The organism is Endozoicomonas sp. Mp262 (assembly GCF_025643335.1).
Taxonomy (GTDB): Bacteria; Pseudomonadota; Gammaproteobacteria; order Pseudomonadales; family Endozoicomonadaceae; genus Endonucleibacter.
In genome coordinates this window covers 3,073,659-3,086,727 of record NZ_CP092489.1, presented here as the reverse complement: position 1 = coordinate 3,086,727, position 13,069 = coordinate 3,073,659, and the positions used below count along the sequence as shown (strand labels likewise).

Below are 13,069 nucleotides of genomic sequence, written 5' to 3'. Positions count from 1 at the left end.
TCCTTGGAGTTCAGCCCATGCGATTTCAACTAACAGGAAAAGTAGCAGTTCTGGTACTGCTCAGCTTGATCATTTCCGGCTGCGCAAAAGATAGCGGCCTACCCCGATGGGGTCAGTGCGCACTTGCTGGAGGCGGTATTGCCGGAGGGCTGGGCGGTATTGCCGGAGCAGCTAACGGCAGTGTCGCCGGCCCCATCAGTGCCGCTGGCGGAGCTATTATAGGCGGGATTATATGTGCCATGTCCGGGGAGAAAGAAGCGAAGACCGTATCGGCCCAACCCAAACAGGAAGAAGTGGTGGTGGTGGTTGAAGAGCCCCCCAAACTGCCACCGGTTACTGAGCATTTGGGATATGTCCTGTTTGCCTTTGACTCTGACAAATTGAGTCCGGAATATAAAGAGAAATTGAAGCAAGTGGCTGAAACCGCTCGCAAAGAAAAAGATATGAAGATAGTCCTGAATGGTTTTACGGACAGTACAGGGTCAGTGATTTACAACAAAGACCTGGCCAGGCGTCGAGCCCGCTCTGTCAAACTCTATCTCAGGGAAACCCTCAAGCTGCCCAGAGTTCAAATTATTATGGGTGCCGGTGGAGTAATAGAGCGGGATAATGAAACAAAACAAGATCGCGCTCAAAACCGAAGGGTAAATATTATTGGCACCCATGCAGATGAGGATCCAACGGATCCACCTGCAAGCCAGTAAATTAAGCTGGCAGCCCATCAGGCAAATCGATAGCATGGCGCTCCAGTTACTATGCCCCTAGGAGCGCCGAATGGCAAAAAACAGCTACTTTCAGTTTAAACAGTTCAGGATTGAACAGGGACAGTGTGCCATGAAGGTAACCACCGACGCCTGTTTACTTGGCGCCATAACAGAAGTAGAAAATACTGGAAGTATTCTTGATATTGGTGCAGGTACCGGGCTTCTCAGTCTGATGGCAGCCCAGCGTTCTCAAGCAAACATCACTGCCGTAGAACTTGATCCCCAAGCCTGTCAGCAAGCCTCAGAGAATTTTGATAATAGTCCCTGGCCAAACCAGCTCACCGTCATTAACAGCACTATACAGGATTTTGCGGCGACTGCCACTCAACGGTTTGACTGTATTATCTGTAATCCTCCCTTTTTCCATAACTGCTATAAAGCATCCGAAAAACGACGATCCCAGGCACGACATACGGATACACTCACTTTTGAAGAACTGGCAAGTGCAATCAGTAAGCTGCTGAGGGATACAGGGCTAGCCTGGGTCATGCTCCCGGTGGATTTTAGCCATCTATTTGCAGAAGCGGCCAACAGGTATGGGTTAAAGCCAAACAAAATAATCAGCGTACGTTCTTCTGATCAACACAAACCCCATAGGCATATCACTGTGATTGGGAAGTCCTGTGATGTGGCTATTGATGAAGTACTGAGTATTTATAAACAGCACCCTCAATACAGTGATGGTTTTAGCCACTTATTAAATCCCTACTATCTATTTTTCTAGCCAACAATAAAAAGCCTCCAAATCGGTGGAGGCTTTAATCTATTAATCTTAAATTAGAAACATTTAAAACCTGACTATTGATTCTAGAACGAACATACTTGATATATTCGCTCGCCGCTGATGATAAATTATTTCTAATTTAAATCAACATCAACCAAATTACCAGTCTCTCCAGGATCACTTCTTTTCCTTTGAGGTTTGATACCATCATTTTCTGATGTTGCTGTGTAATCTGAAGGTGAACGCCTGGAACTCTTACCTGAACTATAGCCCATATCAGAAGGCAGCGAATCCAGTGCATCTTTAAATGAGCCATCATCCTCTAAATCATCAGGCCACTTTAATTCACCACCCTCTGTTCTTTCTTTTAAAGTAACAGGAGTCTTTCCTGACCCTATATTATATTTCTGCCTAACCTTGGCATCAAAATCATCTCCAATACCAAGACCTCGACCAATATGACTACCATTGGACTCAATAAGGTCATCTAAACTTATCCCCTCTTCTGTTTGCCCTTCTCCAAATAACATCTGGGCATTTTTTGCCATTTTTTCAAATGCTAAACAGTAGTGCATACGTTCACTCTTACTAAAATCAAATACATCTTCATCCCCTTCAGACTCTTCGAGGATAGTATCCATTTCTTTCTTAACCATTGGATACAAATATTCCAGGTCTTCACATTGCATTTCCATAGCCTTTTTAACTTGAAGATCCCTGGGAATCTTCATTTCTTTTGCTTTTAAAACATAGAAATCAAGCCCGTGAACCATCATATCACCGGGAAGTCCCTTCTCTTTAAAGAAAGAAGCTAATCCCCTGGTACCAGCAAAAAACATCCTGGCAGACTGATCAAGAATGGCCGCTTTAGCTTCATGGCTATCCATAAAAGCAACCATATCTCTTGTATTTTTCACTCTGGCTCTTCTTACCAGCCTGTTATATTCATCAAGTATTTGCTGGCCCTGCTCCTTGATCTTAAGTTTATTTCTTGCTACCTGATGAAGACCGTAAGTCATGGCTTGTCCTGCGGCAGCTGCGCGAATACCTGATAACGCCAGGTTAACATCATAGCTATCGGTTAAACGATTCCGTGCATCATTCGCCACCTCAATTCTAGCTAGAATAGCCGCCGCTTCTCCAGCTAAACGCGCAGCCTCCTCCAGGGCATCTCTCGCATCATCAAGCTCTCTCTGAGCCTCTTCAATTAAATGTTTATCCCTGCTCGACATCGCTTCACTTTTAGATTGCTGTGCTCTGCGACATCTAACAAAGGCATCCTTATACTCTTTTTCCACGTTTTTTTCATATGAAGGATCCATGCCCAGAATAAGATCGTGATTGACATTCCAGAAGACCGCCTCTTTGGTACGATCAGATAATTGCCCCACCTCTTTTAAAGGAATACCATCCGTCTTACTCATACTGGACAAACGCTTACCACTGGCTATTTTAGCCATAACATAGGAACCTTCTTTCTTAGCCACGACAATGGGCCTTGCGGTTCTTGATCTTAATTGTTTAAATCCAACTTTCACCTCAAGATAAAATCCTTTTGCTTTTCTACCCAAAAAAGCAAAAGCAGTCACTACATGCCTTTTGACGCCCCAACTCAAAAACTTATATTTAATTGTTGATGCCGCATTAAAAAGTCTTGGTGCCTGAAACCTTAATACATTACCCAGGGATCTTTTAATTGGGTTAGGCATATCATCTGCTCCATGATGAAGTATTCACATATTTAATGCTTATTATAGATAAAAAAACAAAGTAAAATTTGGAATTTATATAACATTTATGTCAACTCTTTGACAGGAGAGATTGATTTAACCATCTCCCTCCTGCCAAAACAAAAAAGACTTAACCTACCGAATAAGCCCTCCCGATTTTTTCCAACCCTCTTTTACCCCCACGAGTGCAAAACAACAAGCAGCCAATAAATTAATGCGACTGCTAGCAACGTCTGGCACTATATACAGAAAAACCATCCCGAGTGACCAGGGTTTCACAGTGGCCAAAAGCTTTTTTGATAATGGGTTGATAGCGAAGGAAACTATTGGCCACAATTCTTAGCTCGCCACCAACAGTCAGGTGTCGGCGAGACTCAACCAAAAACTGCTCAGTCACCTCATAATGGGTTTTCACCCCCTGATGAAAAGGAGGGTTAGAGACAATCAGGTCAAACTGACCGGTCACTTCAGAAAGCCCGTCACTGGCTAACACCTTAAACTGGCCTACCCCGTTGTCCTGCAATGTTTTACGACTGCTTTCCAAAGCCAGGGCATCACAATCAATTAATGTAAAATCAGCTTCAGGGAAGACTGAAGCCAGGGCAGTCGCCACAACACCTGCTCCGCAACCAAAATCCAGCACCCTGTTCTTTTTAGCAATACCTTTAAAGGTATCCAAAAGTACATCTGTTCCCCGATCCAGCCGACCGTGACTAAAGACACCCGGTAGAGTGGATACCTTTATTGTTTTATCAGCTAACTGAACAGCGTAGCCCTGAAAGTAATCCTGACGATTAAAGTTATCAACCGATTTTACTGGCTGTGACCCTTCCAGCAAACCACAATGACGGGCGCTATCCAGACTTCTGACATCACCAAAGTAGTGTTTTAATCGCTTTCTCCAGGATTTAATACCTTCTTTATTCTCACCCACCAGCCAAATGCAGCCGCTTGAATCCAATACAGAAAGCGCCATATCGAGCCAAAAATCCATTAATGGCTTACTTTTCTGAAGAAATATCAATACGCCATCATAAGATGTCTTTTGAATGCCTTCTAGCACACTACCAAAGCACAGGTGCTGGCGATCTCCAGCATCTGCCCAGGCAGATTTCAATGTACGAAATACAGAAAAATCCCGGGTCAAACCCTGTAGCTCTGACACCCTATCATCAGCCAGCAGGGTAGCCGCCAAACCATCCGCCGGCATTCCCACCATCAACAACCGCTTACAATGGAGAGACTCGGCATTTCGCAACACAAGCTGGGAAGAGTTAGACAAAACCTCAGAAATCATAGATAGTGTATTAACCAAATAAAAAAATGCTCCCCTTATACCGGAATCACTCCAGTAAGAAAACTGGATAATTACGGTATTTTTGCATGATAAAGAGTAACTACCAATTTACAAGCCACCGTTTGGCTCTTAGCATTGCCCGCCACCCCAGTCTGGAGACCACCCCATGGATCAACCAAAAGGTGAGCAGGTTCTACGAACCTTGGCTATGCCTGCAGATACTAACCCTAACGGCGATATTTTTGGCGGCTGGTTGCTGTCGCAGATGGATATTGCCGGAGGCCTGGCTGCCAAACAACGATGTAACAGCCGGGTTTCCACTGTAGCGATTGAATCCATGAGTTTCCATCACCCCGTGAAAGTAGGTGACGTGATTTGCTGCTACGCAGAGTTTTTAAAGGTCGGCACTACTTCCATGCGTATTAAACTGGAAGTCTGGATCAAATCCTTCCCCTATGAAAAGACAAGAATCAAGGTTACAGAAGGTGTGTTCACTTTTGTCGCCATTGACGACAAAGGTCGCCCCATACCTGTAGACCGCTAACCCTTTCCATCAATCCAATATCAAACCACCTGAATAGCATTGCAGGTATACACCTGTACGTAGTGGAATAGCTTCATGAAACAGAAAACCATCCTGGTCGGCATTGCCGGCGCCTCTGCATCCGGAAAAAGCTTACTGGCAGAAACCCTGGTTGAAGAGCTACAGTCCGAGCACCTGTGCGTTATCTCAGAAGACTCTTACTACAAAGACCAGACTGAACTGAGCATGGAAGATCGCATCCGGACCAACTATGACCACCCGGAATCCATGGATCATGACTTGCTACTGGAGCACATGAAAACCCTCCGGAAAGATCAGTCCATTGAAGTACCCATATACGACTACACCCAGCACAACCGGTCAAAGGAAACGCGTCATATTAACCCGGCACGGGTTGTTATTTTTGAAGGGATACTGCTGTTTACCAACCCGGAGATCCGTAATGCCTTTGACCTGCGCTTTTTCATGGACACCCCTCTGGATATCTGTCTGATCCGCCGGATGAAAAGGGATATCCTTAACCGGGGCAGAGATGTTGACTCTGTCATCAAACAATACCTGGAAACCGTCAGGCCCATGTACCTCCAGTTTATTGAGCCTTCCCGCCAGCATGCTGACCTGATTATTCCCCATGGGGGCAAGAACCGCATTGCCATCGACCTGATTAAAACGAAAGTTCTGGATCTGATCCACTAACAACAGGAAGTGATAGTTGTTTAGGACTGTCCACCCTGTATTTTTCTGAAAATACGCTCACCTATTGGCTACCATGGAAGGTAGCAAATACAATAAAACACCCATAAATCATCAACCTGCCGCTGTAAAAAGCAAAATTGCCCCCCTCCAAACGATTATGTATACTCGACCGGTATAAGCGTCAATCGCCCCTCCAGGCGCTTCCAGGCTGCCCATAACAATCAAGCCTGTAGCTTGTACACAAAAGGTTACATCAATACTCTGCCATTCATCCTTCTTAATCTGCAGAAGCAATGAAGCAGGGTGTTTTTTTGGCTGTTAATAAACTCTCAAGAGAGTGTACGAGAACGTTATGCGCGTTGAAGCCGATATCAAGCTGGGTTTTAAGGATGTTCTGTTCAAGCCCAAGCGCTCAACCCTGAAAAGTCGCTCCCAGGTCAGCCTGGAACGAACTTTCCGCTTTGTTCACACTAATACTGAATGGACAGGAGTCCCAGTCATCGCTGCCAATATGGACACCGTTGGCACCTTTTCCATGGCATTGGCGCTAGCTGAGTGCAAAATGCTGACAGCTGTTCATAAGCATTACACCACTGATGAATGGAAAGCTTTTCTGGATAACGCCCCGGAAGGCATTGAAGAATATATAATGGTGAGCTGCGGCACATCCGATAGCGACTTCTCTAAACTCAATGATATTTTAACTACAAACGACAGGCTGCGTTTTATTTGCATTGATGTTGCTAACGGTTATTCCGAGCATTTCGTAAAGTTTGTTGCCAAAGTCCGCCAGCAACACCCTGACAAAGTCATTATGGCGGGTAATGTTGTCACCGGAGAAATGGTGGAGGAGTTAATTCTCAAAGGCGCAGATATTGTCAAAGTCGGCATTGGCCCTGGATCCGTCTGCACTACACGAGTAAAGACCGGTGTCGGATACCCCCAGCTTTCCGCAGTTATTGAATGTGCAGATGCCGCTCATGGCGTTGGCGGCCAAATAGTCTCTGACGGCGGCTGCACCTGTGCCGGGGATGTTTCCAAAGCCTTTGGTGGCGGTGCCGACTTTGTGATGATTGGCGGCATGTTTGCTGGTCATGATGAATCCGGTGGCGAAACTATCGAACAAGATGGCAAGCAATTTCGCCTATTCTATGGCATGAGTTCTGAAACCGCCATGGGCAAACATGCAGGCGGTGTCGCCAACTATCGCGCTTCTGAAGGCAAAACCGTTAAAGTTCCTTACCGTGGCCCCGTGGCAGAAACCGTACAGGATATTCTGGGTGGAATTCGTTCTACCTGCACGTATGTTGGTGCTGCCAAGCTAAAAGAGCTGACCAAGCGCACCACTTTTATTCGAGTGCAAGAGCAAGAAAACCGGGTATTTAATTAAGCAAAATCAAATAATAACAAAACAACATACCCCATAGATTAAATCTATGGGGCTTAAATCATCAGATAGCACTGTTATTTTAACTCTCTCATAAATACCCTTGGCACAACCGACCTTAATTTTTTCACAACCCTTTCCTTTTGATATTTTTTTTGAAAGTAATCACACCATAAACCATAAGAGGTAATACTCAAGCCATTAAAAATAGTCTCGGCTGTTTTTAAATACTCATTTTGAGAAATCTCCTCAACCTCACCACGAACAATGAATTTCTCCTCTCCAGTCACCGCTTTCATCCTATGATAACTTTCATTGGTAAAAGGTATAGTGCCATCAAAAAAAGAACAGTTAAGCCCGTTTCTTTCAGGGCTATATTTGATAAGAGCCATACCCCACTTCATAACTGACAAATTAAAAACAGCCTGCATTGGCATTTCCAAACCAACAAAAAGAAGACTAGCTAAAAGATATGTCTGGCCATAACGAGTTACAATTCTCGCCCACTTCCTTGTATTTCTATCTCTCAGCCTCTGATCAATCCTTTCAACAATAGTATAATTGGAAACCTTAAATTGTGATTCATTAAAAATAAAGTCCTCATCATCAAGCTCCAACGCACACTCCAATTTCTCTATATCAGGATTATTTTCAGCAAAGTCAAGAATCTCTTCTATATCCCCAGTAGTCATATCCAGCAAACCAGTAGAAATAAAATTCACTGTGAAATTATTAGAAGCATCAATAAAAAATTCCTCTCCACTGACCACCACGCCATCCACAACTTCATTCTTTTTTGCAAGAGCATACAGCTTATCCAACTGGTCATCATTCAAGTTATAGCGTTTTTTGCTGTCCCTCCCATTTTCTCCATACAGCCCTACACCTCCTTCAGCACCCTGTATTTGACTTAGTTCCTCTGCACGACCAACAGCACAGATATAGCGTATAAGATTCAACCTCTTTATCTCTTCATCACGCCTTTCAAGCTGCTTTTTATATGCCGACTTACAGGAAAGCAAACCAGGCATACCTGCACACTTTCTTTCTAATTTTTGATAACACCAGTCACCTAGATAATCAATAAAGGGGTATAAAAAAGCAACACAAAACTGCACACCAGACTTTGTTAAAAATCGTGTTCCATGAAATGTCTCTGCAATATAATCTCGAAACTGAGCCTCAGGTTCCCCCATCACATAAATCTGGTCATTAATATGTTTGCAGGCTCCTACTTTTCCCTCATAAACACCAATAGTTCCTCCTAAATTTCCCAGAGCCTCAATTAATGAGATTTCGGCAAAACTCACGCCAAAAGCGATAGCTATTTTAAGCATCAACTCAATACGTGAACTTTCATCAAAGAAACGGTGAATCCTCTGCTCAATAACCGCATCAGGGTTTTCATTATAGTTTGTAATACTTAAAACCTTCTGGGAAAACCGCCTTCCCCTATACCTCTTGGATTTTTCAAACGTATATGCATAAACTAAAATCAACTGCCTGGGTTCCAGCCTGATCAACTTTAAAATACGATCACCAAAATCTTCCCGACTAAGCAGATCAATAAACTCGGCAGCTACCCTTTCATTATACGCAACATCTGCAAAGCTCATTTTAAAGCTATCAGGCAAATCAGCTAAGCGCTGCTGAACTGAATAAACGGTTTTTTTTGAGATTCTTTTTAAATCCATACTCCCATTTTCAGTGCTGGCATAATCATCATCCAAACCAACTTCATACCTTACATACCCAGCTTTATCATCCGTTTTTTCCTGACTTCCAATCAACAGCTGTCCAACCCCCTCCTCAATAGACTTAACATCCCCCCCCTCTTTTTCTTTCTGAGGCATTGCTAAAACCGAAGAACAAAACCCTATCAAAAAAACAATAAAATATAGCTTCGACCGCTGCATTTTCACTTTCCCAAAAACCGGCTATTCACGCCAAAAAAGCCTACCCAGTATAAAAAATTATTTTCTTTAATTATTATTTATATCAAGCTTTCGAAATATAGACCAAAAATACAACTACAACTATTTTTTAACTTCATTATTTATTCAAAAAAGGCTGAACATTCATACCTATTAAAATTCATAGAATGTCCGCCTAAAGATTCACACGTTCAAATAAATACAACAATACCCATCAATACTGTGCATTAATCCCCAATCGCTCAAACTCCGCCTTAATTGCATCCAACTGCTCATTAGACGGTGGCTTTACACTTTCCAGATCGTAGGAATCATTTAACACATCCCATTTATGCACACCCAGACTGTGATAAGGCAGAATCTCAACCTTTTCTACATTTTTCATCGGCTCAATAAACTCGGCCAGCATTCGGGCGTATTTCGGATCAACAGTGTAGCCATCCACCACCACATAGCGAATCCATGTGGGTTTATTGATTTCGTGAAGATACTGGGCAAAGTGCTTGGTATGGTGACTGGTCACATAGGTGAGCTTTTTATGGAGTTCTTCATCCATATGCTTGATATCCAGCATCACCATATCACTGTTATCCAAAAGACGCACCACCTGGGGGGTAATGGACTTGGTAAAGCCATTAGTATCCAGACAGGTATGAATTCCCTCTTTGCGACAGGCATCAAAAAGGTCAGCCACAAACTCTGCCTGTAAAAGAGGCTCACCACCGGTTACCGTCACGCCGCCACTTAAGAAGGTGCGCACCTTTAGAATCTTATCCAGTACCTCTTCATGGGACATGATTTCCCCACCCTCACGAAGATCCCAGGTATCCCGGTTGTGACAATAGCGGCAGCGCATCAGACAGCCCTGCATAAAGACAACGTAACGAATACCCGGCCCATCAACAGTGCCAAAGGAATCCATGGAATGGACACGTCCCAAAGCCATGATTCATCTCCTGAATACAAAGAAAGCGGGACACCTCTCATGAGGCATCCACAGTATTTCATACAATAGTTATTTCTTTTAGGGGCTGTTGACATTTGATCGTGAGCTCAGTGGCTCGTAAAGCGGTTTTCCGCAAGGAGGGCTGGTGCAGGCATAGTTGTTCTACGTCAAGCCAGTCCAACGCAGTCGGAAAGCCGCTTTACGAGCCACCCGAAGGGCCAAAACCAGCGATTCCGTGCCGTCGTTGCAGTAGCTTGAAAGACGTAAGTGTTCCTGCGCTACTGCGTCTAGCCACGAAACCGCTGGTTTTGGCTGAGTACACGAGCAAACATCAACAACCCCTAATCCAACCCAAAAGAAATAACACTGATGGTATTTCTATAAATAGCAGAAGGCCGGGCTAAGCCGGCCTTCTCGATTTACTGTCTACGCTGAGGCAATTACAGGGCAGAAGTAAAGGTACGGGTGATAACGTCACGCTGCTGCTCTGGTGTCAGAGAGTTGAAACGTACAGCGTAGCCGGATACCCGGATAGTCAGGGAAGGATACTTCTCTGGATGCTCTACTGCATCTTCCAGCATTTCACGGTTCAGGACGTTAACGTTCAGGTGCTGGCCACCTTCACGATCCACTTCATGGTGGAAGTAACCGTCCATCAGGCCTACCAGGTTCTTGCGACGACCGTCATCATCCTTACCCAGTGCCTTAGGCACGATGGAGAAGGTGTAGGAAATACCGTCTTTTGCATAGGCAAATGGCAGCTTGGCCACAGAACTCAGGGATGCAACCGCACCACTGGTGTCACGACCGTGCATTGGGTTAGCACCCGGGCCAAAAGGCTGGCCTGCACGACGTCCGTCTGGAGTCGTACCGGTCTTCTTACCGTATACCACGTTAGAGGTAATGGTCAGGATAGACTGGGTTGGCTTGGCATTGCGGTACATCTTGTGAGATGCCACCTTCTTCATGAAGGTTTCAACCAGCTCACAGGCAATGGTATCAACACGCTCTTCGTTGTTACCGAACTTCGGATAATCACCCTCGATTTCGAAGTCGATAGCAACACCGTCTTCATCACGTACAGGCTTAACCTTGGCATACTTGATCGCAGACAGGGAGTCAGCAGCAACGGACAGACCCGCAATACCACAAGCCATAGTGCGGAATACATCACGGTCATGCAGAGCCAGCTGAGCCGCTTCATAGGAGTACTTGTCGTGCATGTAGTGGATGCAGTTCAGGGCGGTGACATACTGAGTTGCCAGCCAGTCCATCAGTTTATCCAGACGCGCGTAGACAGTATCGTAATCCAGCACTTCATCAGTAATTGGCGCTTCTTTAGGACCAACCTGAATCTTCAGCTTCTCATCAATACCACCATTGATGGCGTACAGCAGGGTCTTGGCCAGGTTTGCACGGGCACCGAAGAACTGCATCTGCTTACCAACAACCATTGGCGATACACAGCAGGCAATGGCGTAGTCATCACTGCTCATATCCGGACGCATCAGGTCGTCGTTTTCATACTGGATGGAGCTGGTGTCAATGGAAACCTTGGCACAGTATTCCTTGAAGCCTTGAGGCAGTTGCTCAGACCACAGTACAGTGATGTTAGGCTCAGGAGATGGACCCATGGTGTACATGGTGTTCAGGAAACGGAAGCTGTTCTTGGTAACCAGTGTGCGGCCGTCCAGACCCATACCACCAATGGATTCTGTTGCCCAGATTGGATCACCGGAGAACAGCTGATCGTATTCCGGAGTACGCAGGAAGCGAACCATACGCAGCTTCATGACGAAGTGGTCGATCATTTCCTGAGCATCGGTTTCTGTAATATGACCGGCTTTCAGGTCACGCTCAATGTATATATCCAGGAAGCTGGCTACACGACCCAGAGACATGGCAGCGCCATTCTGGGATTTAACAGCCGCCAGGTAACCGAAGTAAGTCCACTGAACAGCTTCCTGTGCATTGGTGGCAGGCTTGCTGATATCGCAGCCATACTTGCCTGCCATATCTTTCATCTGCATCAGGGCACGGATCTGCTCCATGATCTCTTCACGCAGCTTGATGGTATCTTCCAGGTTTTCACCGGTTTCCAGAACCGCGTCCAGGCTAGCGTGCTGCTTTTTCTTGTCAGCGATCAGATGGTCAATACCGTACAGGGCTACACGACGGTAGTCACCAATAATACGACCACGGCCATAAGCATCAGGCAGACCAGTGATAACACCGGACTTACGGCAAGCACGAATGGAAGGTGTATAGGCATCAAATACACCCGCATTGTGGGTCTTGCGGTATTCAGTGAAGATTTTCTTAACCTGGGGATCAAGCTTCTTGCCATACACTTCGCAAGAAGTCTCAACCATACGGATACCACCGTTAGCGATAATAGCACGCTTCAGGGGCTTATCGGTTTGCAGACCAACAATTTTCTCCAGATCCTGACGAATGTATCCAGCATCATGGGAATTAACAGTAGAAGGCAGGTCTGTATCAAAATCAACAGGTGCGTGGGTACGATTCTCTTCCTTGATGCCCTCCATGACATCAGCCCACAGGGTTGTGGTTGCGTCAGTGGCACCAGCCAGGAATGAATGGTCCCCTTCAAAGGGAGTGTAGTTCTTCTGGATAAAGTCCCGGACATTGATTTCTTCTGCCCAGTCACCCAGTTTAAAACCTTCCCAACCTGCTGGCAGATCGGTACCTTGAATGCTCATTTGATTGGCTCCTCGTTTTTGAGAAATCCTTGGGAGTGCCGAAAATTACTCTTTTTTCAGCCGATGTCGAGCACACAACTGCTTGACTCATGTCAAAACATGAAAGCAGTCATTGAAGTATTGTTGAACTATATCAACTCGAGATATTACTGCTCGTACACAGCTATTGTTAGAGAACCCAGCGCGCTCCAGTACACCAAAAACATTATCTTATGTACGGTTATTCCACTATTAGTGCTAATACTTAACTTGGTATTAAAATCTATCCTCCCCCTGTTATTCAATAAATACACACGTCAACTGTCAGACAGAAAATCTTAAAAA

General features: G+C 45.0%; 10 protein-coding genes. 5 read left to right on the top strand and 5 right to left on the bottom strand.

Annotated elements, in window-relative coordinates:
• Positions 1-17 precede the first annotated feature (17 nt).
• Positions 18-704, top strand: a complete 687-nt coding sequence (locus tag MJ595_RS13545) for an OmpA family protein (protein ID WP_263078465.1) — start codon at positions 18-20, stop codon at positions 702-704.
• A gap of 70 nt (positions 705-774) precedes the next feature.
• A complete protein-coding gene (locus tag MJ595_RS13540; RefSeq protein ID WP_263078464.1) occupies positions 775-1,488 on the top strand; it encodes a methyltransferase in 714 nt (237 codons plus the stop codon).
• 134 nt (positions 1,489-1,622) lie between these two features.
• On the opposite strand, the gene MJ595_RS13535 is transcribed toward MJ595_RS13540, so the two are convergent.
• Both MJ595_RS13535 and MJ595_RS13530 read right to left on the bottom strand, forming a co-directional pair.
• Positions 1,623-3,197: a hypothetical protein gene (locus MJ595_RS13535; RefSeq protein ID WP_263078463.1), complete on the bottom strand. Its 1,575-nt coding sequence runs from the start codon at positions 3,195-3,197 to the stop codon at positions 1,623-1,625.
• Between the two features lie 244 nt (positions 3,198-3,441).
• A complete protein-coding gene (locus MJ595_RS13530) occupies positions 3,442-4,515 on the bottom strand; it encodes a class I SAM-dependent methyltransferase (protein ID WP_263078462.1) in 1,074 nt (357 codons plus the stop codon).
• A gap of 166 nt (positions 4,516-4,681) precedes the next feature.
• On the opposite strand from MJ595_RS13530, the gene MJ595_RS13525 reads away from it, so the two are divergent.
• The 3 genes from MJ595_RS13525 (at position 4,682) to MJ595_RS13515 (ending at position 7,145) form a co-directional block, all read left to right on the top strand.
• On the top strand, positions 4,682-5,059 hold the full coding sequence (locus MJ595_RS13525; protein WP_263078461.1) for an acyl-CoA thioesterase: 378 nt from the start codon (positions 4,682-4,684) through the stop codon (positions 5,057-5,059).
• A 75-nt stretch (positions 5,060-5,134) separates the two neighbouring features.
• Positions 5,135-5,755, top strand: coding sequence for a uridine kinase (gene udk / locus MJ595_RS13520; protein WP_263078460.1), 621 nt, complete (start codon positions 5,135-5,137; stop codon positions 5,753-5,755).
• Positions 5,756-6,107: 352 nt separating this feature from the next.
• Positions 6,108-7,145 (top strand): GMP reductase, encoded by a 1,038-nt coding sequence (locus MJ595_RS13515; protein ID WP_263078459.1) that lies wholly within the window; start codon positions 6,108-6,110, stop codon positions 7,143-7,145.
• A 74-nt stretch (positions 7,146-7,219) separates the two neighbouring features.
• Here the strand turns inward: MJ595_RS13515 and MJ595_RS13510 are convergent, their stop codons facing one another.
• The 3 genes from MJ595_RS13510 to pflB all read right to left on the bottom strand — a co-directional run bounded on the left by MJ595_RS13510 (position 7,220) and on the right by pflB (position 12,745).
• Positions 7,220-8,995 (bottom strand): hypothetical protein, encoded by a 1,776-nt coding sequence (locus MJ595_RS13510; RefSeq protein ID WP_263078458.1) that lies wholly within the window; start codon positions 8,993-8,995, stop codon positions 7,220-7,222.
• A 295-nt stretch (positions 8,996-9,290) separates the two neighbouring features.
• The gene (gene pflA / locus MJ595_RS13505) at positions 9,291-10,022 is read right to left on the bottom strand and encodes a pyruvate formate-lyase-activating protein (RefSeq protein ID WP_263078457.1); all 732 of its coding nucleotides are present in this window, start codon (positions 10,020-10,022) and stop codon (positions 9,291-9,293) included.
• A 440-nt stretch (positions 10,023-10,462) separates the two neighbouring features.
• Complete coding sequence (gene pflB / locus MJ595_RS13500; RefSeq protein WP_263078456.1) at positions 10,463-12,745, bottom strand: formate C-acetyltransferase; 2,283 nt, start codon at positions 12,743-12,745, stop codon at positions 10,463-10,465.
• Positions 12,746-13,069 lie beyond the last annotated feature (324 nt).